We start from the raw sequence: 21467 nt of genomic DNA, 5'->3' as shown, positions 1-21467 counted from the left end.
CGCCTGTGAGTGGTTAGAGGTTATCGGCAGGGGAGTAATGGCTCCCTTGAAAGTAATCAAAGGGCAACGCGCGTGCCAGTACATGGCTGGCGGCATGCTCGACTCTATCCGCTATGAAGGCGACCTTGGTATCCTGAGTCTGCTGGGTCATGTGTTCGTAAATCCGGTTGAACAGTTCCGGGTTGGCGGTGAGTTTAAGGCTCAAGTCCAAAGTCGAAAGCGAAATTTTTATATACTCAAAAAGATTCAGAGTGGTAAAAATTCCAATGCTTTCGTAGTTAATGTTGAAACTGTCGTGGGCGAATTCGACACCCTGATCTTTCAGTTGGTACACGTTGCTGAGCATTTTCTTTTTATCGAAGAAGTTGATTGCCGGATGGGGCAACTCATTGAGTGTAATGACCAGTGTCTGGTCGAGGGTGTGCAGGGTTTCACCGCATTCAAGCAATTTTTTGGTCAGCGCATCATCAATGAGAGCGGTCTGCTCGATGCGTACGAAGCTACGGTTGAGCCCCTTAGCTTTGCCGGCGCTCTTGAGGTCTTTGAGCGCAAAGGCGTTCAGCCGGGTTTGCATCAGTGCTTCGCTGTAGATGTCTCGCGACTGACAAGGCGCAGTGGTGGACGGTGTTACCAGGAAGTCACGATGGGTCCTGATCTCACTGCCGAAGGGACAGTCGTCGCGCGCCAGAATCAACTGTCGAGACAAATAGGCATGCGCATGGTCAACGCAAGACGTGCAGTTTATGGCATTCATGATGCGGCAGCTCCCTTGCGCAGAAATCAGTGGATTGAGATCAAACCTCTGATTAATCGATATCCATATCCGCGAATGCTTTGAATCGCGTTGATGCCATACATGCCTTTGATCTTGCCGCGAAGACGACTGATCGATTTTTCCAGAGCCCTGGGGTCGTAAAAATTCACATTGAGACCCATGACTCTGGCGATTTCGTCGTGGCTCAACATCAGACTTCTCGTCTGAGAAAAAGCCTCGATGATTTTCATTTCGGCAAAGGAAACTTCAAGTTTTTTATCGTTGCCAATCAGGCACATGCGAGTGGGATCTAAAAACAGCGTATCCGTCGTCAACCATTCCGGACTGGTGAAAATCTGCGAAAGAACCTCGGCACTTTCATCGGGCGTGTTATTCAGCTTCAGGCAAAAGTCTGCCCCGGCAAGATAGCTCTTCATCTTGTTGTAGGTGCCGGAGCCTGTGACCACCGCAACAATAATCGACGCCATATTGTTGGTCCGTACACCTTCGATCAAGGCAATGCTTTCTACAAACGCTTGGGGGCTATCCACAATGACCAGCACCGCACGGTACAGCGCCGGGTTCACCGTGTTGCTGAAAGGGTTGTTGTAGCTCGTCGCGTCGACGGTTATTTCATCCCCCATTTGGCTGGCAATCAACGCCCTGAATTCCTCAGCTACAATGGGGGTGCGGCCAATGGTGAGAATCCCTTTCTGTTCCCTCACGTGGCTCTGAATTGAAGTCGGTGTATTTCTTGTAAGCATCATGCTTTGGCTCGACTCGACTGGGTGCAGGCGAAGGCGATGTTAAAGCATCGATTCCCACTCATGTCTGACAATTGGTAACATTTTTCACCAACTGAAGAACTGAATCGCTTTTTCTAACATATCTGATAAGCCTGAAATGAGCCTTGGCTGTCCACGAGCTATGTAAGGTGCTCTTTATGGGTAACTAACCGGTTAAAAGAGGGTGGCATAATGCCTTATTTTTGTCATATTGGCTAATTCCCATAGGGTGTTAGATGTACAAGGGCTTGATACTTGTACAGTTTTTTTCTTGTTTTGTAACGTTATTTTCGTTGTATTGAGTAGCATGTTGTGGCTGGTGAGTGCATCGACTGAAGGCGATATGTCTGATGCAATTTAACGACGTTATTGTCCGCGTTAGTTTCGTAATTAGACGTTTGATAACAATCGGTTTCAATACTTTAGCCGGTACGATCTACTCTCCCGTTCGACGATGGCGGCAAGGCAATCCAGTCTGATTGAGCTTGGTGTTTGGACAGTCAAGGACCCTGTTTGCGACGATCGCAAGGGGCTAACGGGGGAATGATGGATCTGTGGACTACGGTCAGTGTGTTGATCTTGGGAGTTGTTGAAGGGCTGACAGAGTTTTTGCCCATATCCAGTACCGGGCACCAGATTATCGTGGCCGATTTGCTCGACTTTGGTGGCGAGCGGGCAATGGCGTTCAACATTATTATTCAGTTGGGCGCCATTCTCGCGGTTGTCTGGGAGTTCCGACGTAAAATTCTCGACATCGTCAGTGGTCTCCCCACTCAACGTCGCGCGCAACAGTTCACCCTGAACCTGTTGATTGGCTTTTTGCCGGCCGTAGTCCTCGGCGTATTGTTTGCCGATACGATTCACCACTACTTGTTCAATCCGGTCACGGTTGCAGTGGCGTTAGTGGTGGGCGGCGTCATCATGTTGTGGGCCGAGCGGAGGGACCACGTGGTGTACGTCGATCACGTGGACGATATGCGTTGGACTGATGCCCTTAAAGTCGGTTTTGCCCAATGCCTGGCGATGATACCCGGTACATCACGCTCAGGTTCGACGATTATAGGCGGCTTGCTGTTCGGCCTGTCTCGAAAGGCGGCCACCGAGTTTTCATTCTTCCTCGCCATGCCGACGATGGTCGGCGCCGCTGTTTATTCCGGCTACAAGTATCGAGACCTGTTCCAGGCAAGCGACTTCCCCGTATTTGCCCTGGGTTTCGTCACGGCGTTCGTGTTTGCCATGATCGCCGTCCGCGGACTGCTCAAGTTTATCGCCAGCCACAGTTACGCCGTATTTGCCTGGTATCGGATCGCATTCGGTATGCTGATTCTGGCCACTTGGCTGTTTGGTTGGGTCAACTGGAGTGAAGCCGCTGCGGCCTGAGCAGGCGTGACCAGGCTGGCGCAATGGCAGCCTGGTGACGAATGATACTTAACGACCTTCCAGCAGATGCGCTGCCTGATCCAGCAAGGCCAGCGGTTCTTTGGCCTTATGGATATCCACCGACAGTAGCTGTCGAAACTTGCGCGCCCCTGGAAACCCGCTGCCCAGTCCCAGTACGTGACGCGTGATGTGGTGCATTGAACCGCCCGCATCGATGTGCGCGGCAATGTAGGGCCGCAATTGCGCCAGCGCTTCAGCGCGGGTGATCACCGGCGCGGTACTGCCGAACAGTTGCTGATCCACTTCTGCCATTACATAGGGATTGTGATACGCCTCCCGCCCCAGCATCACCCCATCGAACGTCTGCAGATGCTCGTGACAGGCCTCGAGCGTCTTGATCCCGCCGTTGAGGATGATCTCCAGTTCGGGAAAGTCCGCCTTCAATTGTGCCGCCACGTCATAGCGAAGAGGTGGAATGTCGCGGTTCTCCTTCGGCGACAACCCCTCCAGAATCGCAATCCGCGCATGCACGGTAAAACTGTTGCAGCCGGCATCGCGCACCGTCCCGACGAAATCGCACAGTTGCTCGTAACTGTCGCGGCCGTTTATGCCGATGCGATGCTTGACCGTCACCGGAATCGACACCGCGTCGCGCATCGCCTTCACACAATCGGCCACTAACTGCGGATGCCCCATCAGGCAAGCGCCGATCATATTGTTCTGCACCCGATCGCTCGGGCAGCCGACATTCAGATTCACCTCATCGTACCCATGCGCCTGCGCCATCCGCGCACACGCCGCCAGGTCCAGCGGCACACTGCCACCCAGCTGCAACGCCAACGGATGCTCCGCCTCGCTATGCCGCAGAAAACGCTCATGATCGCCATTGAGCAGGGCGCCGGTGGTGACCATTTCGGTGTAAAGCAGCGCGTGTTTGGAGAGCAGGCGCAGGAAGAAGCGGCAGTGGCGATCGGTCCAGTCCATCATGGGGGCAACGCTGAAGCGCCGGGACAGCGTAGGCCGTGTGTTTACTGGGCTAAAGCTCTGTTTATCTAGCATTTTCTTCAACGTGTTCTGGGCGTGATTTCGGGCGTTTTCAGGCGTTTTTGAGGGCTCGGTGGCACGATGTACCACTCAAAAACTGACGCGTCCCACTTTCGACATGGCGACTATCAGGGCAAGAAAACTGGCAGATGGGACTGTGAGCTACACGGCTCAGATCCGCATCAAGCGCGACGGAGTGCAAGTCTATCAAGAGAGCCAGACCTTCGCCCGAAAACAGGCCGCACAGGCGTCTTCGAGGGGGACCTAACTTTCGACGTGCATGAAGGCCTTATATTGAGCGTTGATTCATACGTGCGCAAAGCTGCTCAGCACTTTCCTTGCGTTCAGAATAGCGGTCGACCAGAAAGCTCTGATGGTTGCGCAACAAGAGAGTGAACTTCAGCAGTTCCTCCATGACGTCAACCACTCGATCATAGTACGGTGAGGGCTTCATTCTTCCTACGTCGTCGAACTCCAGATAGGCCTTGGGTACAGAAGACTGATTGGGGATGGTGAGCATGCGCATCCAGCGACCCAGCACGCGTAGTTGATTGACTGCGTTGAACGATTGCGAACCACCACAGACCTGCATCACCGCCAGGGTTTTACCCTGGGTTGGACGAACTGCGCCGAGCTCCAGCGGGATCCAATCGATCTGCGCCTTGAACACGGCCGACATCGCGCCATGTCGTTCCGGCGAACACCAGACCTGGCCTTCTGACCAAAGCACAAGGTCACGCAACTCCTGTACTTTGGGATGATCGACCGGGGCGTCATCCGGCAAAGGCAAACCGCTGGGGTTGAAAATGCGTGTTTCGGCGCCGAAGTGCTCAAGCAAGCGTGCAGCCTCCTGCACCAGCAAGCGGCTGAACGAGCGTTCACGGTTAGATCCGTACAGCAATAGGATGCGCGGCTTGTGCTCGTCTGGCGCTGCGGTGTGCGCGCCGTCGAAAAGATTCAGATCCAAGTTGGGGAGATGCTCTGACATAAAACCTCCTTAGAGCGCGCCGATTCGATCGAGCTCGTTTTTGAGCTCGTCGCGGCCGAGAGTTCCGAACGGGAGTTCAAGGAAGGCTTTGCAGCGTCGCTCGATGCGTGCAAGCGTGGCGCGGAAGGCTGTGTCAATTACCGCTTCTTCACCTGTCACGTCGGACGGATCTTCCAGCCCCCAATGGGCTTTCAGAGCCGGACCGAAGTAAACCGGACAGCTTTCGCCGGCGGCCTTGTCACACACCGTTATGACGATATCCGGCGGATTGCCTTCGAAGGCGTCGTTGCCCTTGCTGTACAAGCCGTCAATCAGGATTCCGGCCTGTTGCAGGGTCGACAGGCTGCGCGGCAGCACCTGGCCCTTGGGGAAACTCCCGGAGCTCACCGCTTCAAAACCCTGCGGCGCCAGATGATTGAACATGGCTTCTGAAAGGATGCTGCGGCAACTATTGGCCGTGCACATGAACAGGACTCGCATGGATTGCTCCTACCGCTTTTGGGCGGACGTCAGAGGCTCAGGCGCAGGGCCAGTGCCGAAAGAGTGATCAAGAGGACCGGGAGAGTCAGCAGGATGCCGACCTTGAAGTAGTATCCCCAAGTGATGCGCATGCCTTTACGCTCCAGCACGTGCAGCCAAAGCAGCGTGGCGAGACTGCCGATAGGGGTTATTTTCGGGCCGAGGTCGCAGCCGATGACGTTGGCGTAGATCATCGCTTCGCGAACCAAGCCTTGAGTGTCACTGGCCTGAATCGATAGCGCACCGATCAGCACGCTGGGCATGTTGTTCATCACCGATGACAGCAGTGCCGACAGCAGCCCAGTGCCGAGGGTAGCGCTCCACAGCCCCCATCCCGCCAGATTGTCCAGCACTCGGGCGAGCAGATCTGTCAGTCCGGCATTCTTCAGGCCATAGACCACCAGGTACATGCCGAGCGAGAACACCACGATTTGCCATGGCGCTTCGCGCAGCACGCGACGAGTCGAGATTCTGTGACCTTTGGCCGCGACGGCAAAAAGCACCATCGCGCACGCTGTTGCCACTGCGCTGACCGGAATGCCCAGCGGTTCCAGCGCGAAAAGCCCGAGCAGCAGTATCAGCAGTGTCCAGCCGCCGACTATGAACGTGGCGCGGTCACGGATCGCCGCCCTGGGCTCACGAAGCGCATCCAGTGCGTAGCTTTTCGGTACGTCTTTTCTGAAGTAGGCAAACAGCACCAACAAGGTTGCGGCGACACTGGCCAGACTCACCGGCACCATCACAGAAGCGTATTCAGTAAAACCCAGCCCGAAGAAGTCGGCGGACACGATATTGACCAGGTTCGATACCACTAGAGGCAAGCTCGCAGTGTCGGCAATGAAGCCGGCCGCCATGACAAACGCTAGAGTCGCGCCCGGTGAGAAACGCAGAGCCATCAGCATCGACATGACGATGGGAGTAAGGATCAGCGCCGCCCCATCATTGGCAAACACTGCCGATACCGCCGCCCCGAGCAGCACGCAGAACGCGAACAACCGATGACCGCTGCCTTTTGCCCAGCGCGCCACATGCAGTGCGGCCCACTCGAAGAAGCCGGCCTCATCCAGCAACAAACTGATAATGATGACTGCGATAAAAGTGGCCGTCGCGTTCCAGACTATGGCCCAGACCGTGGGGATGTCCTGCAGCGATACGGCGCCGGCTGCCAGCGCAAGGACCGCGCCAAGTGCGGCGCTCCAACCGACGCCAAGTCCTTTGGGTTGCCAGATGACAAGAACGAGTGTGAAGACGAAAACAGCTGCTGCGACAAACATTCAAAACTTACTCGATCAGGGTTCAGCAGCAGGCGGCTTCGCGGACGGGGCGGCCATCCATGTTCTGCAGGCGGGTGGCGTTGCTCTTGAGCCAATTGGCGTTAGCGCTGGAAGTCACCTGCAAGATTTCGTGAACCCACTCGGGGAGATCCGGATTGAGGCGGTAATAGACCCACTGGCCCTGGCGGCGATCGAGTAGTAAGCCGCTGCTGCGCAATTGCGCTAGATGCCGGCTGATTTTCGGCTGGCTGTCATCCAGAGCGCACATCAGCTCGCAGACGCACAACTCGCCCTGATCGGCGATCAACAGGGTGGCGCGGACACGGGTTTCGTCGGAAAGGCTTTTGAAGAGCTCTGGGGGAGTGATCATGGTGGCACCAAAACATATGGAAAATCGAATATACGGATATCCATATGTATTAAGCAAGTAGTTGTTTGATTGAATACTTGTCTGTGAGAAATGAATGCTGTGAACCGAATGCCCGCTATTGGCCCGTAATCTGCCCGATACCGAGCAGTTAACCATTGCGAAAGATTAGACTGAGAGGGGGGGCGGTACAGAATGGGTACGTGTGAGATGGGGGGCGCTGTAGGCCCTTGTTTTAAAGGCCTATGCCGTTATTCGTTCCCATCATCGGGGCGACGGAGAAGCGGCGGGGCAGAGGGGCAGAAGCGGTCGAGCGGGGCATGGGCATCTGAATCTGGTGGGTGGGGCGGGGCGTGAGTTTAACAGGTAAGGGGGGGGGGCACCTTCGGGTTCCTTGATTCCTGGTCTGCTAACCCGCGTACAGTCGCCACCCTTGTCGTTTAGCAGAGATGAAAAAAGATCATCTCCCATACGCCAGAACCCGTGCGAGTCCGCACCCCTATCCCGTTGCCACCCAGTTGCTGGGAAGCCTTGCTCTGTTCGAAAGCGTCTCGGGTAATCATGTGCTGATGCGCGACCTCAATCGAATGTTGGCGATCCCGCTGCGAAATGGCTGCGATTTGCTGGATGTGCTTGGGCGACGCCTGCAGGGGCTGAGATAGTTCGGCCGACCGACTCGAGGTTTTGGCTCTCGCTGGTCGGACCATTTAAGCAGGGCAACCACTCAGGTTGCCCTGCTGTTCAAGCTAGCTGACTTGCGCCCACCGCCTGAACAAAACACTCGCATTCACCCCGCCAAAGCCAAACCCATTGGACAGCGCATACTCCATCGGCATCTGCCGCGCTTCGCCGTGCACCAGGTCCAGGCCTTCTGCGGCGCTGTCCGGGGTTTGCAAGTTGAGGGTGGCGGGGGCGACCTGGTCGCGCAGGGCAAGGATGGCGAAGATCGCTTCGATGCCTCCGGCGGCGCCCAGCAGGTGGCCGGTGGCGGATTTGGTGGCGCTGATGGCGAGGCCGCTGTGGGTGCCAAACAGGGCTTTGACGGCTGCCAGCTCACCTTTGTCGCCCACTGGCGTGGAGGTGGCGTGGGCGTTCAGGTGTTGCACCTGGGAGGCTTTCACGCCTGCCTGGCGCAGTGCCTGCTCCATGGCGCGGCGTGCGCCGTCACCGTCTTCCGGGCCGGCGGTCATGTGGTAGGCGTCAGCGCTGGTCCCGTAACCGACCAGTTCAGCGATGGGGGTCGCGCCGCGAGCCAGAGCGTGCTCCAACTCTTCAATCACGAGCAGGCCCGCGCCTTCGCCCATGACAAAGCCGTCGCGGGCGGCATCGAACGGGCGCGAGGCGAGTTCGGGGCTGTTATTGAAGTCACTGGACAGCGCCCGTGCCGCAGCGAATCCCGCCAGACTCACCCGATGGATAGTCGCCTCTGCACCACCACACACTGCGATATCCACTTCCCCGGCGCGGATCATTCGTGCCGCGTCGCCAATCGCCTGAACGCCCGCGGCACATGCCGTAACCGGCGCGCCCAGCGGCCCCTTCAAGCCATGTTGAATTGATACATGGCCAGCCGCCATGTTGCTCAGGAATGACGGAATGGTGAAGGGTGATAAGCGCCGTGGCCCTTTAGTGTCCGAGATGCGCACCGCCTCGGCGATGGCTGGGAAGCCGCCGACGCCCGAGGCAATGATGGTAGCCGTGCGAGTTTGCTGTTCCTCGGTTTGCGGTGCCCAGCCGGCCTGGGTCAGGGCTTCCTTGGCGGCTGCCAGGGCGAACAGGATGAAGCGGTCCATCTTGCGCTGCTCTTTAGCCGGCAGTACTTGGTCAGGATCGAACCCGGCCTCGGGATCCTGGAGGTGATCGGGCACCTGGCCGCCAATGCTGATGGACAGGTCGCCAATTAGCGATTCCGGCAGTCGACGGATGCCGGATTGGCCTTGCAGCAGGCGTTGCCATACCTGTTCGACGCCGCAACCCAGCGGGGTCAGTGCGCCCATGCCAGTGACAACAATGCGTTTACTCATGAGGGTCAAACTCCTTCAGCTTATCGGCGGTAGTGACCTATGGACGTTACTATCATGATGAAAGTAACATGACTGTACGACAAATACCTGAATCACTAGGAAGAAGCAGCATGCAGCGCAAGACCCTGGCCGATGCCGAATGCCCGATTGCCCGTAGCCTGGAGAGGGTCGGCGAATGGTGGAGCATCCTGATCATGCGCGACGCCTTGCACGGCTTGCGTCGCTTCGACGAGTTTACCCGCAGTCTGGATATCGCCCCGAACATGCTGACACGCCGCCTGAACTCACTGGTCGAGGACGGTCTGCTGGAACGTCGCGCCTACAGTGAGCGACCTTTGCGCCACGAATATGTGCCAACCGCTAAGGGCGAAGATTTTGGTGGCGTGTTGCTGGCCTTGGTCGCCTGGGGAAATCGGCATTACGCGCCGGAAGGGGAGAGTGTGCAGATTGTTGAGCGCGCGACGGGGCGGCGCGTCGAGCCGGTGATGGTGGATATGAGTGATGGGCGGTTGCTGGCGCTGGGGGAATGCACGGTGCAGCCGGGGCCGGCGGCGAGTGCAGCGATGCGTGAGCGGCTGGGGTCGAAACCAGATCTTAAGGGGCGCTTGGTTGTTTCCTCATGCTTCACGCAAGTAGAATGACAATTATTGCCTACATTTATGGATGAATTTTCGTGTTTAGCGCCTTTACTCTGAGTAAGAAAAGTAATTATTCCAATGTGCAGGTCATTTCTGTATTGAATAAGTTGTCTTCTGCTTCGGGAGGGGTGACGAAGGTTTCTTTGAATCGTGCCGCTCTTCTTTCCAGTAGTGGTTTTAAATCCTTTATTGCAACACTGGAATATGATCCGGAGTTGGTTGCGTCAGTTTCAGAGTTGCGCTCGGATGAGCGGCTTGCTGAAAAAGTCCAGGTTTTAAACTTTTTTGTGTTTTACAGTCATGTTTCGAGGTTGGCTGCTGCTGAGGAGTTCTCGCTCTCGGATGCATATGTTTCGGATGTGGCTGAGACGGTAAGAAGGCGCTCCAGATATATTGGGCTGACCGGTATGCGCTTCAATGAATACTTTAACTCTGAGGGTGGTGTTTTTGCCCAGGAGATATATGATGCTGCAGGTTGTGTTGTTTCATTTCAAATTTTGATGTCGGGGCAGAAGCCTTTAGTGTTTAAGACGCGTGAGGAAGCTTGTACGGCGTGGCTGGAAAAAATAAGTGGGTATTGTGAAAGTTGTGTTCTGATCGCAGATGCTTCAACGAAGAGTGAAGTGGTTGCAAGTGTATCTTCGGATCGTGCACACAAGGTATTAACGTTGCACGGGAATCATTTTTTTCCTCCCTATTCTTTCGGTAGTGAAGTCAAGCCGACGCCGGCGTTGATCATTGATAATATGAAGGTGTGTGATGCGCTGGTAGTGCTAACCAATGCGCAGCGCACTGATATCGAGGCGCAATTCGGTACGTCATTCAGTATTGATGTTATTCCAAACTCCTTTGCAGGCTCCGACGTGGTGTCTGAAAAGATCAGGGATCCGAAACTGTTCGTGGTGGTATCTCGTCTCGAACCCATTAAAAATATTGCGTTCATCGTGCGAGCGTTCCGTCAGGTGGTAGACAGCGATCCCTCACTTAAGTTGGAGATCTGGGGGCATGGGGCTCAAGAGTCTATGTTGCGCAGTTTAATTGTTCGCCTTGGCTTATCAGATAACGTTTCGTTGATGGGGTATACAACTCAAGCTTGTGAGGTTTTTTCGCGGGCTCGGGCCTCTTTGACAAGCTCGATATCTGAAGGTTTTGGATTAAGTCTATTGGAGTCCATGTCTGTTGGTACTCCGGTCATTGCATGTGCTGCTAACTACGGGCCGCGAGAAATTGTCGACAGTGGTGTGGATGGGTTTTTGATCGATGATGAGTCGGGTTTCGCTGAAAAAATTCTTCAGTTGGCTGCGTCCGATCAGCTGTTTTTGCAGTTGTCAAAAGGTGCATTAACCAAGGCTTCTAAATTTACGCCGGAAATTGTCACCAGTCAGTGGCTTGCCCTAATCAAGCGAATGTTGGTTGGAGGTGGAAAGAGACATATCGATTCGTCGATGGAGTTTGTCAATACGCACTCCACGACGTTTGGTAATCTGTTCTTTGAAGCAGAAGGCGCTGACTTGGGCAGTTTTTCTCAATACCGTCGAGTCGAGATTTTGCGAGTTGATAGAACGCGAATGTTCAAGGAGACGATTTCAACAGTAGAGCCGGGTATATATCGAATAGCCAAAATCAAGTATGAGGCTGAACACTCCCGTTACTGTCTCTGGATCTCACAAGGACAAAGGGCATTTGACGGGGTTGTGCCGAAAGGGGCGATCCGTTTCAGGCTGATTGCTTGAGTATTTGACCTTTGTCAGGTGCGAGTTGAGTCCGAAGTTTACGTCGATGCTACGTTAGCGTCCTTGGTGCTCGAGTCCCAATGGGACTGTCAGTTTTTTTGTGTGCGGGCCGGTAATGGCCTGCCGTCAGGCAGGCCCTGATTTTCACCAGGTCGGCCTGATGAACCGATCTCCGTACAGAATCGCAAATTGATTCATCGCACTTTTCCAGTCATGGGCCGCTGAACCCCAGTTTGCCGTGATGTTTCGTAGCCCCAACCAGATCAGTTTGGTCGCTGCATCGTCGTTCGGGAAGTGGCCACGGGTCTTTATGATCTTACGTAGCTGAGCATTGATGCTCTCAATCGCGTTGGTGGTATAGATCACCTTCCGGATGGCGGGCGGGAAAACAAAGAATGGAATCACTCGATCCCAAGCGCGTCTCCAGGCGGCCACGACCGTTGGATACTGTTTGCCCCAAGGCCCGTTTTCAAACTCATCCAAGGCCTGCTCAGCCGCTTCTGCGTTGATGGCCTGATAAATCGGCTTCAGCGCCTTGGCCAGTGCTCGACGCTTGTCCCAAGCCGCGTAGTCCAGGCTGTTGCGAATCAGATGCACAATGCATGTCTGCAGTGTTGTTTCTGGAAACACTGCGCTGAGGGCCTCTGGCATGCCCTTGAGGCCATCGGTCACGGCAATCAGCACGTCCTCGACGCCTCGCGTTTTGAGGTCGTTGAACACCTTCATCCAGAACTTCGCACCCTCGGTGTTCTCGATCCAGATGCCCAGGATATCGCGCGTCCCGTCGGGTAAAACACCCAACGCCAGGTAAATGGCCTTGTTGCGTACCAAGCCTTCTTCGCGGATCTTCACCCGTAGCGCATCAAAGAAAATGACCGGGTACATCGGCTCCAGCGGGCGCTGTTGCCACGCGCCAATCTCTTCCATGACCTCGTCGGTCACAGAGCTGATGAAATCGGGCGAGACGTCCGTGCTGTACTGCTCAGAAAGAAACGCACGAATCTCTCTGACCGTCATTCCACGGGCGTACATGGCGATGATCTTGTCATCGAAACCGGTATAACGGCGCTCATGCTTGGGGATCAGAATCGGCGAGAAACTGCCGTTGCGGTCGCGCGGAATATCCAGGCGTATCGGGCCATCGCCGGTGAGCACCGTCTTGCCGCTCTTGCCGTTGCGCTGGTTGGTTTCGTCCTCCGGGCGCTGCGCGCCCGATGGATAACCCAAATGGTGGCCAAGCTCGGCATTTAGGGCGCGTTCAATCAGCGCTTTCTTGAAGGCCGCAGAAGCCTCTTCGATCGCCTCAGCGGTCATCAGTGTTTGAGGGAGTTGATCCAGCAGTTCCTTTGGAAGCTTCGGCAGCTCCCGCACCGGTTGGCGCTCAGATTTCTTTTTGGTTGGCATACATGCACCTCTTACTCATGTTATGCCCGAACACAAAATTTCTGACACCCCCGTCCCAATCGCCTCCACTAATGCTGGTGGAGGCTTTCTCTGATTTACTGGGGAATCAATACTTAGTTTGACCTAAAGCCCCAACCCCTCCTCAACAACCCACAACAGATTCTCCTCATTCCACGCCACCGGTGCCTGGGCTGCCTGTCCCAGCGGCGGAACCTTCTGCAGGTGCCATACCGACTCGCCGTGCTCATCGCTCGTGCGTAGTACGCGGTAATGTTTGCCTTGCAGATGAATCTCGATCAGGCCCTCGGCCTGGGTGGAGAAGCGGGCGATGGGGTCGAAGGTGATGGTGTAGGGCAGATCTTCGAGCAGGAGTTGGTCGATGGCGTATTCGTAAGTCGCGCCGCTTGGATGGCTTTCGTGGACGTGCGTGGGGTTGCGACGGATGTTCAGGCCGGCTTCGCTCAGGGGCGTCAGCCAGTGTTCGATCTGCTGGTAAAGGTCGTTGACCTGGGTCGGCCAATGGTCGATCGCGGTGTCGGCGCAGGTGTCGCTATGGTCGGTACGTTGCAAGCGGTTACGCAGTTTTGCAGCGAGTTGGTCTGCCTTGCTCATCATGTCGGTGCCTCTCCTGAGTACGTGCCTGAATAGTAGACAACTCTGATGGCCGGGTGTGTTGCTGTGGATCATCAATGGGTTGCGTGTTGCCGGATTCAAGGCAGGAGGATGGCATTTCGATACTAATCAGCCAGGCCCTGGCTCAATGAACCATGACGAACATTTTACCCGGCATCCATCGCTTAGCGTTTTCCCTTGCCGTCGAGACCGCGTATTATTCCTACAAATATGTCTGAACGTGTCCATTGGGTAACCAGCGGGACATCTGCCATGCAACCTCGCGTGCTAAGCATGGCAACCTCCAGATAAAAAGATCAGCTTTAGGTGACGTTTAACGACTTGCCAGAAAATATATCGGCCAGGCATGCGGCTGTCCTCTGGATAGGACGGTGCCCGGTAGAGATTAAAGGAATGGGTTTTGACAAAGCGTAGACAGGTAGCGGTTGTAGGTTGTTCTTTTCGTTTCCCCGGTTCGACCACCCAAAGTTTCTGGCAAAACCTGATGTCGGGCCAGGACCTGGTGACCCAGGTCGACGCTTCGCGCTGGGCGCATAACGAGTTCTTGCACCCCGACAAGACCAATCCTGCGACCAGCTACACCTTCGCCGCAGGCTCCCTGGGCGATATCAGTGCGTTCGACGCCGGCTTCTTCAATATCTCGCCGCGCGAAGCCATGGTGATGGATCCGCAGCAACGCATGCTGCTGGAAATGTGCTGGGAAACCTTCGAGAACGCCGGCATCAAGCCGTCGAGCGTGCGCGGCAGCAACTGCGGGGTTTACCTGGGGATCGGTGGTGTCGAGCAATCCTATCGCCTGGTCGAAGACCTCGCGTCGATCGATGCCGCGACCGCTACCGGCAACACCTCAAGTATTGCGGCCAATCGCCTGTCGTTCTTTTATGACCTGCGCGGCCCGAGCATGGCCATCGATACCGCCTGTTCGTCATCGTTGGTGGCCTTCCACCAGGCTTGCCAAGCGATCATCAGTGGCGATATCGACCAGGCGGTAACCGGTGGCATCAGCCTGCACATGCACCCCTTCGGCTTCATGATTTTCGCCAAGGCCTCGATGCTCTCGCCGACCGGCCGTTGCCACGCGTTCGATCAGAGCGGCGACGGATACGCTCGCTCCGAGGGCGGTGGTCTGTTCCTGCTCAAGGATTACGACCAGGCGCTGGCCGATGGCAACCCGATTCTCGCGGTGGTGGCCGGCAGTGCAGTGAACACCGACGGGCGCAAATCGAGCCTGACTCTGCCGAGTGCCGATGCCCAGACCGCACTGCTCAAGAGTACTTATGCCAAGGCCGGAATCGATCCGGCGCAACTGGACTACCTGGAAGCCCATGGCACCGGTACAGCGGTCGGCGATCCGATCGAGACCCGGGCCATTGGCGAAGCGCTGGGTCAGGCCCGCGGTGCTGGCAATCCGCTGCCGATCGGCTCGGTGAAAAGCAACCTGGGTCACCTCGAGGCGGCTTCCGGCGTTGCAGGCCTGATGAAGGCGCTCAATTGCCTGATCCAGCGTGAGGTTCCGGCGACCATTGGCGTCGAAGAACTTAATCCGAACATTCCATTTGCTGACCTTAACCTGCAAGTGGTGACCGAAAGCCGTGCGCTGAAATCGGCCGGGCAATTGACCGTCGGCATCAACTCCTTCGGATTTGGTGGCGCCAACGCGCACGTGATTCTGCAGAGCGCCGAGTCGTTGCCTGCATCGAAGACAGCTACCCCATCACGACGCCTGCCGCTGATGCTCAGCGCCAAGGATGCCGAAGGTCTGCGGGCCACGGCCGAAGGTTTTGCCGAATTCCTGGCGGCACAGTCGCAAGCCAATTACTACGACGTGACCTACCAGGCCATGTTCCGTCGCGATGCCCACGCGCATCGCCTGGTGCTGATTGAGTCTGACCCGGTTAAAGCCGCACAAGCCTTGGCTGACTACGCCGAAGACCCAAGCCTCAGCGAATTGAGCTCAGTGCTGGAGGTGGGGCAGGCGCTGGAGCAGGTCAAGGGCCCGGTGCTGGTGTATTCCGGCAACGGTTCGCAGTGGCAGGGCATGGGCCAGGCAATGCTTGGCAACCCGCTGTTCGCTGCCGCCGTGGCCGAGGTCGATGCGCTGTTCCAGCCATTGGCCGGCTATTCGCTGCGCGCCGAATTGCTCGGTGAAAACGGTGAAGATCGCTATGTGCGCACCGAGATCGCGCAACCGGCGTTGTTCGCACTGCAGGTCGCGGTCACCCGCGTGCTGGCGGCCGAAGGCTTCCATCCGGCGGCGGTGATCGGCCACAGCGTCGGCGAAGTGGCGGCGGCCTGGGCCAGCGGCGCGCTGAGCCTGGAAGACGCGACCCAAGTCATTTACCACCGCAGTCGCCTGCAGGGCCTGACCCGTGGCACTGGGCAGATGGCCGCCGTGGGCCTGAGCGGTGAAGCCACCGCAGCGGTGCTGGTGGAACTGGGGCTGGACAATCAAGTGGTGTTGGCCGGCGAGAACAGCGCCCGAGGCGCTACCGTGGCCGGCCCGCAAGAGGCCCTGGGCGAGCTGGAACAGGCGCTGACCGAGCGTCAGGTGTTCGTCCGCCGCCTGGCCCTCGACTACGCCTTTCATTCGCCGGCGATGAACCCGATCGAGCAGCAAGTGATTGCCGATCTGGCGCACATCCGCCCGCGCAACGCCGATATTCCGTTCTTCTCCACCGTGGTCGGCGGCCAGCTGCAAGGCCAGCGTCTCGACAGCCGTTACTGGTGGCAGAACATCCGCTTCCCGGTCTTGTTCCAGGGTGCAATGGATGAGCTGGTGGGGCAGGGCTTCAACCTGTTCGTCGAGGTGGGTCCGCATCCGATTCTGCGTTCCTACGTGACCGATGCTCTGACCCAGCGCGAGCTGCCCGGTCAGGTGATCGCCACGCTGGCGCGCAATGACCAGAGTCCGGCGCTGCTGGAACGCTGCGTCGCGCGCCTGCTGATCGCCGGCGCCGAGCCCGATTGGCAGCATCAATTCCCGGTGGCTGGCAACAACGTGCGCCTGCCGAACTACGCCTGGCAACGCGAGCGTTTTGAACTGCCGGTCAGCGCCGAGTCGTTCGGCGTGCTGCAGCGCGAGCGCGTCCACCCGTTGCTCGGTTACCCGTTGGCCGACCGCGCGCTAACCTGGGAAAACCGTCTCGACACCCAGCTGTTCCCGACCCTCGGTGACCACAAGGTCGGTGAAGCAGTGCTGTTCCCCGGCGCCGGTTTTACCGAGTTGGCGCTGGCCGTGGCCCTGCTGCACCAACCGGGTGAGTTCGTCGATATCGAAGAGCTGGAAATCCATAACCCGCTGCTGCTTGGCAACGAAGGCAGCAAGAAGATCCGGGTCAACATCGAGGAAGCCGATGGCACCCTGCGCATCACCTCGCGCACCCTGGCCCAGCGTGAAGAGTGGGTGCAGCACGTGGTCGCGCGCCTGCCGGGCGAAGCCTGCGGGGTAATGCTCGGCGGACGTGCACCGGCTTTGCCACAACGTCCAGCGGATTTCACCGGTGAACAACATCTGGCGCTGACCCAGGCGGTGGGTCTCAATTATGGCCCGGCCTACCAGGCGGTCGCGGCGGTGTGGGTCGAGCCGGCGCACATCCTCGCCCAATTGCGTGTGCCCGAGGCGATCCGCGAGGAATTGCCGTCGCTGCACCTGCACCCGGCGCTGCTCGATGGTGCCTTCCAGTTGATCACTGAGTTGCTGGTCGGCCAGCCAGGCAGTAACAAGGGCCTGGCGTTCATTCCGGTCAAGCTGGGACGCATTGCATTCGCCAAGGCCGGCGGTGTGCCGTGCCTCGCCGAAGTGCGCCAGCTCAAGCGCACCGAGCACTCGCTGCTGGTGGATTTCACCCTCTACGATGCCGCCGGCGAGGCGGTGCTGTGCATCAAGGACGCTCGTTTCCGGGGTGTGCGCCTGCAGCGTGATCGCTCCCACGACATCAAGCGCCTGGCCCATGTCGGTCTGGCGGCGCCGGGCCAGGTAGTGCCGGTGTTGCGCGAGGCGTCGAATTCGACACCGCTGGCGGCCCATCTGCGGGGCTTGAGTGACGAGCCGGTGCAGGTGCGCTACCTGAATGAAGTCGAGCCGCTGCTCGATGTCCTGTGTTCGAGCTTTGTGCTGGACCTGATCGAGCAACTGGGCGGTCGCTTGAGCGCCGAGCAGGTTGCAGTGTGGTCGCAGCGGAACGGGGTGCCGAGTGAGTTCCTTGGCACCTTGCTGCGCCAGGGGCGTAACGATGGCAGCCTGAATGTGGATGCCGCCGGCAACTGGTCGATCGCCGATGTGGGAGAGCGTCCGGCTTCCGAGGCGATCTGGCAGGAGCTGTTCCAGAGCTATCCGGAGCACTTCCAGATCATCCATTCGGTGGGGCGTATCGGCCGCCACCTGCTGGCGTTGCTCGAAGGCACGCAAACCCTCGAACAACTGCTGCCACGGGAAACCAGCGCGGCCAATCTGGCGCGCCTGGTGCTGAGTGCGGCGGGGCAGCAGCGTTTGCTCGCCGGCCTGCGCGAAACCCTCGCCCAACGCCTCGCCGACTTGCCCGCCGGGCAGCGTCTGCGGGTCTTGGAATTCGGCTTTGGCGGGCCTTCGTTTGCCGAATCGCTATACGCCGGGATCGATTTCGACCGGGTCGACTACAGCTACTGTGTGCAAGAGCCGGAGTTGGTGCAAATGCTCGGCGACGAGTGCCCCGCACTGGAAGTGCTCGGTTTCGATCAACTGAACAGCGCCCAGGCTTACGACTGGGTGCTGCTGCCATCTGACCTGGCGCCGCTGGATAGCGTCGGTGAAGCCCTGCGCCAGACCGCCAGTCATCTCAATCCGCACGGCCAACTGGCGATGCTCGCTCAGTACCCGTCGCGCTGGGCCGACTTCGTGTTCGGTGCCCAGGCCGACTGGTGGCTGGCCGGCCCGGAGCAGGCACTGTCGCGTCAGCAGCGTCCGCAGTTCTGGTCCCACGAGTTGCAACGCCACGGCTTGAGTGTCAGTCATACCCTCGAAGCGCTGCCCGGCCATGCCTGTGGCAGCTACCTGTTGCTGACCGATCAAAAGGCCGGCGAGCGCGCGGGCATGCTGGAAATCCCTGTGCAGCGTTGGGCGTTGTTGGCCGACCTCGGACAGGCCAACGCCGAACCATTGGCCCAGGCCCTGCGCGAGCAAGGCCAGCAGGTCAGTCTGTTGCAGTCCGGCGATGCCCAGGCGATTGCCGAGCAATTGGCCGCCATGGACCAGGCGCCAGAGCACGTGTTGCATCTGGCTGGGCTGGACGCTGACCAGGGCCTCGATGCCCAGGGCGCCCGTTGCATGCTGGCGGCTGCGCTGGTGCAGGCGTGCGAGTCGCTGGCGCTGGCGCCGCAATGCTGGCTGCTGACCCGTGGCGCCGCCGGCCACCTGTACGCCGCGCCACAAGCGGCGAGCGTCGACGCGATTGCCGATGCCGCGCTGTGGGGCTTCGGTCGGACCCTGGCCAATGAATCCGCCAGTTGCCGGATCCGCCTGCTCGACCTGGCGCACGGCGCGTCGATCGGCAGCCTGGTCCCGGCGCTGTTGCAGGCTGATGGCGAGAGCGAACTGGCGATCAACGCCGACGGTCAGCGCTACGTGCCGCGCCTGCGTGTGTTGCAGGATCAGGTGCGCGCCAGCGACGACGGCAAGACGCGCATCAGCCTCGGTTTCGACTTGCCCGGCCAGTTGCGTAACCTGCGCTGGGAAGCCCGTGAGCTGACTGCGCCGGCTGCTGACGAGCTGGACATCGAAGTCCGCGCCACCGGCCTGAACTTCCGCGACGTGATGTTCGCCCTCGGCCTGTTGTCCGATGAGGCCATCGAGAATGGCTTCTCCGGTCCGACCATGGGCTTTGAATTCTCCGGCGTGGTGCATGGCAAGGGCGCCTCGGTGCTCGGCGATTTCGCCCCGGGTGATCGCGTCGTGGGCTTCGGTCCGCGCAGTTTTGCCAACCGCCTGGTGACCAACGCCAACGCCGTGGCGCGCATTCCTGAAGGGATGTCGTTCGAGGCTGCAGCGACTATTCCAAGTACCTTCTTCACCGTGTACTACGCGCTGCATTACCTGGCGCGCCTGGAGCCGGGTGAGAAGGTCCTGATCCATGGCGCCGCCGGTGGCGTCGGTATTGCTGCGATCCAGATCGCCAAATGGTGCGGGGCCGAGATCTACGCCACCGCCGGCAGCGACGAGAAACGTGACTTCCTGCGCCTGCTGGGTGTGGACAAGGTCTTCGATTCGCGTTCGCTGGCCTATGCCGACGAGATCCTGGCCATGACCGGTGGCCGGGGCGTCGACGTGGTGCTCAACTCCCTGGCGGGCGAAGCGATCAACCGCAATTTCCGCGTGCTCAAGCCATTCGGGCGTTTCCTTGAGCTGGGTAAGCGCGATTTCTACCAGAACACCCGCATTGGCCTGCGTCCGTTCCGCAACAACATCAGCTATTTCGGCATCGATGCCGACCAGTTGATGAGTGAGCGACCGGAGCTGACCCGGCGTCTGTTCGGGCAAATGATGGAGCTGTTCGAGCAAGGCATCCTGCATCCGCTGCCGTTCCGCGAGTTCGACGCCAATCATGTGGTCGAGGCGTTCCGCTACATGCAGCAGGCGCGGCAGATCGGCAAGATCGTGGTGACCTACGGCAACCCGATCGAGCGCCTGGTGGAAACCCGCGAGCAGCCGCTGCAGCAGTTGCAACTGAGTGGCGAGGCGACCTACCTGGTCACCGGTGGCCTTGGTGGTTTCGGCCTGCGCACCGCGCAGTGGCTGGTGGACAAAGGCGCGCGGCACCTGGTGCTGCTCGGTCGTCGCGGCCCGGCCAGTGTCGAGGCGCAGCCGAGCCTAGAGGCCTGGAAGGCGCAAGGCATCGACGTTCAGGCCCTGGCCTGCGACATCACCGACGCGCAGCAAGTGCGCGCGGTGTTCGAACGTATCGCTGCCGGCCGTTACCCGTTGCGCGGTTTGGTGCACGCGGCGACGGTGATCGACGACGGCCTGATTCGCAACCTCGACGGCGAGCAACTGCAGCGCGTGCTGGAGCCCAAGGCCAAAGGCGCGCAGTACCTGCACGAACTGACCCGTGAGCTGCCGCTGGACTTCTTCGTGATGTTCTCCTCGGCCACCACCCTGTTCGGTAACCCGGGGCAGGCCAACTACGTCGCAGCCAACCACTGGCTCGAAGCGTTGGCGCGGCATCGTCGCGGTCAGGGCCTGGCGGCCACTGCCGTGCTCTGGGGCGCAATCGACGACGTCGGTTTCCTTGCGCGCAACGAGCAGATCAAGGATGCGCTGCAAAGCCGCATGGGCGGTGCTGCCCTGCGTGCTGAAGTGGCTTTGGCTCACCTCGAGCAGATGTTGCTCAAGGGGGACGACGGTATGGGTGTACTGGAGCTGGAATGGAAAGCCCTGTCGCGCTTCCTGCCGAGCGCCAGCACGCCGCGTTTCCTTGAACTGGTGCGCGCTCATGGCGGTGATCAGGACGACGACAACGACGCCGAAGACATCCAGCGCATGTTGCTTGAGTTGGACGACGAGCAACTGCTGGAGCGCTTCGTCGAGCTGCTCAAGCACGAAGTCTGCGAAATCCTCCGCCTGCCGGCAGCCCGTCTGGACACCCAGCGGCCATTGCAGGAATTGGGTCTGGACTCGTTGATGAGTGTCGAGTTGGTGGTCGCCCTCGAAGAGCGCTTTGGTATTCGCCTGCCTGTGATGGAGCTCAGTGAGAGTTCCAGCATCGACAAGCTTGCCGTGCGCATTCTCGATTTGCTGCGTGGCGAAGCGGGTACCAACGAAGCCCCGGCGCCGGCCGCCCTGGCAGAAAACGTCCTGGCCCGTCACGGCACTGAATTGAGCCCAGAGCAAATGGCCGAGCTCAACGCCGAATTGGCCGACAGCGCTGCAACACCTAACCGTTTGATTGAGTGA

General features: G+C 58.6%; 14 protein-coding genes and 1 pseudogene. 5 read left to right on the top strand and 10 right to left on the bottom strand.

What is annotated here, in order from left to right:
- Positions 1-13 precede the first annotated feature (13 nt).
- Both KW062_RS19870 and KW062_RS19865 read right to left on the bottom strand, forming a co-directional pair.
- A complete protein-coding gene (locus KW062_RS19870; RefSeq protein ID WP_105754548.1) occupies positions 14-754 on the bottom strand; it encodes an EAL domain-containing protein in 741 nt (246 codons plus the stop codon).
- Between the two features lie 26 nt (positions 755-780).
- Positions 781-1521 carry a winged helix-turn-helix domain-containing protein gene (locus tag KW062_RS19865; protein ID WP_105754549.1) on the bottom strand — a complete coding sequence of 247 codons (741 nt, stop codon included), beginning with the start codon at positions 1519-1521 and terminating at the stop codon, positions 781-783.
- A 564-nt stretch (positions 1522-2085) separates the two neighbouring features.
- On the opposite strand from KW062_RS19865, the gene KW062_RS19860 reads away from it, so the two are divergent.
- Entirely contained in the window at positions 2086-2919 is an 834-nt protein-coding gene (locus tag KW062_RS19860; protein WP_105754558.1) for an undecaprenyl-diphosphate phosphatase, read from the top strand.
- A gap of 48 nt (positions 2920-2967) precedes the next feature.
- Here the strand turns inward: KW062_RS19860 and dusA are convergent, their stop codons facing one another.
- Positions 2968-3978, bottom strand: coding sequence for a tRNA dihydrouridine(20/20a) synthase DusA (gene dusA / locus KW062_RS19855; RefSeq protein ID WP_105754550.1), 1011 nt, complete (start codon positions 3976-3978; stop codon positions 2968-2970).
- Between the two features lie 103 nt (positions 3979-4081).
- Here dusA and KW062_RS29030 point away from each other — a divergent pair.
- A pseudogene (locus KW062_RS29030) lies at positions 4082-4222 on the top strand (site-specific integrase); the annotation flags it as partial.
- Between the two features lie 30 nt (positions 4223-4252).
- Here the strand turns inward: KW062_RS29030 and arsH are convergent.
- From arsH to fabF, 5 genes are all read right to left on the bottom strand, one after another.
- Complete coding sequence (arsH, locus tag KW062_RS19850) at positions 4253-4951, bottom strand: arsenical resistance protein ArsH (RefSeq protein WP_105754551.1); 699 nt, start codon at positions 4949-4951, stop codon at positions 4253-4255.
- Between the two features lie 9 nt (positions 4952-4960).
- On the bottom strand, positions 4961-5431 hold the full coding sequence (locus KW062_RS19845; RefSeq protein ID WP_027617914.1) for an arsenate reductase ArsC: 471 nt from the start codon (positions 5429-5431) through the stop codon (positions 4961-4963).
- Between the two features lie 29 nt (positions 5432-5460).
- The gene (locus KW062_RS19840; RefSeq protein WP_027617913.1) at positions 5461-6744 is read right to left on the bottom strand and encodes an arsenic transporter; all 1284 of its coding nucleotides are present in this window, start codon (positions 6742-6744) and stop codon (positions 5461-5463) included.
- A gap of 22 nt (positions 6745-6766) precedes the next feature.
- Entirely contained in the window at positions 6767-7114 is a 348-nt protein-coding gene (locus KW062_RS19835; RefSeq protein WP_027617912.1) for a metalloregulator ArsR/SmtB family transcription factor, read from the bottom strand.
- A 743-nt stretch (positions 7115-7857) separates the two neighbouring features.
- Positions 7858-9135, bottom strand: coding sequence for a beta-ketoacyl-ACP synthase II (gene fabF / locus KW062_RS19830; RefSeq protein WP_105756126.1), 1278 nt, complete (start codon positions 9133-9135; stop codon positions 7858-7860).
- Positions 9136-9245: 110 nt separating this feature from the next.
- Between fabF and KW062_RS19825 the strand changes: the two genes are divergently transcribed.
- Entirely contained in the window at positions 9246-9776 is a 531-nt protein-coding gene (locus KW062_RS19825; protein WP_105756127.1) for a winged helix-turn-helix transcriptional regulator, read from the top strand.
- A gap of 32 nt (positions 9777-9808) precedes the next feature.
- The gene (locus KW062_RS19820; RefSeq protein WP_146118264.1) at positions 9809-11506 is read left to right on the top strand and encodes a glycosyltransferase; all 1698 of its coding nucleotides are present in this window, start codon (positions 9809-9811) and stop codon (positions 11504-11506) included.
- Between the two features lie 144 nt (positions 11507-11650).
- Here KW062_RS19820 and KW062_RS19815 read toward each other — a convergent pair whose 3' ends face one another.
- Both KW062_RS19815 and KW062_RS19810 read right to left on the bottom strand, forming a co-directional pair.
- The gene (locus tag KW062_RS19815) at positions 11651-12910 is read right to left on the bottom strand and encodes an IS256 family transposase (protein ID WP_105756142.1); all 1260 of its coding nucleotides are present in this window, start codon (positions 12908-12910) and stop codon (positions 11651-11653) included.
- A gap of 123 nt (positions 12911-13033) precedes the next feature.
- Complete coding sequence (locus tag KW062_RS19810) at positions 13034-13522, bottom strand: hypothetical protein (RefSeq protein WP_027619434.1); 489 nt, start codon at positions 13520-13522, stop codon at positions 13034-13036.
- A gap of 421 nt (positions 13523-13943) precedes the next feature.
- Between KW062_RS19810 and KW062_RS19805 the strand changes: the two genes are divergently transcribed.
- Complete coding sequence (locus tag KW062_RS19805; protein ID WP_105755524.1) at positions 13944-21467, top strand: type I polyketide synthase; 7524 nt, start codon at positions 13944-13946, stop codon at positions 21465-21467.

It is taken from the genome of Pseudomonas fluorescens, from assembly GCF_019212185.1.
Lineage (GTDB): Bacteria > Pseudomonadota > Gammaproteobacteria > Pseudomonadales > Pseudomonadaceae > Aquipseudomonas.
The sequence above is the reverse complement of the archived record's forward strand: the minus strand, read 5'-3'. Positions and strand labels throughout refer to the sequence as shown.

Excerpts from the sequence above, each read along its gene's own strand:
- KW062_RS19870 (WP_105754548.1), bottom strand. The coding sequence starts at position 754 with ATGAATGCCATAAACTGCACGTCTTGCGTTGACCATGCGCATGCCTAT.
- KW062_RS19865 (WP_105754549.1), bottom strand. The coding sequence starts at position 1,521 with ATGATGCTTACAAGAAATACACCGACTTCAATTCAGAGCCACGTGAGG.
- KW062_RS19860 (WP_105754558.1), top strand. The coding sequence starts at position 2,086 with ATGGATCTGTGGACTACGGTCAGTGTGTTGATCTTGGGAGTTGTTGAA.
- dusA (WP_105754550.1), bottom strand. The coding sequence starts at position 3,978 with ATGCTAGATAAACAGAGCTTTAGCCCAGTAAACACACGGCCTACGCTG.
- arsH (WP_105754551.1), bottom strand. The coding sequence starts at position 4,951 with ATGTCAGAGCATCTCCCCAACTTGGATCTGAATCTTTTCGACGGCGCG.
- KW062_RS19845 (WP_027617914.1), bottom strand. The coding sequence starts at position 5,431 with ATGCGAGTCCTGTTCATGTGCACGGCCAATAGTTGCCGCAGCATCCTT.
- KW062_RS19840 (WP_027617913.1), bottom strand. The coding sequence starts at position 6,744 with ATGTTTGTCGCAGCAGCTGTTTTCGTCTTCACACTCGTTCTTGTCATC.
- KW062_RS19835 (WP_027617912.1), bottom strand. The coding sequence starts at position 7,114 with ATGATCACTCCCCCAGAGCTCTTCAAAAGCCTTTCCGACGAAACCCGT.
- fabF (WP_105756126.1), bottom strand. The coding sequence starts at position 9,135 with ATGAGTAAACGCATTGTTGTCACTGGCATGGGCGCACTGACCCCGCTG.
- KW062_RS19825 (WP_105756127.1), top strand. The coding sequence starts at position 9,246 with ATGCAGCGCAAGACCCTGGCCGATGCCGAATGCCCGATTGCCCGTAGC.
- KW062_RS19815 (WP_105756142.1), bottom strand. The coding sequence starts at position 12,910 with ATGCCAACCAAAAAGAAATCTGAGCGCCAACCGGTGCGGGAGCTGCCG.
- KW062_RS19810 (WP_027619434.1), bottom strand. The coding sequence starts at position 13,522 with ATGAGCAAGGCAGACCAACTCGCTGCAAAACTGCGTAACCGCTTGCAA.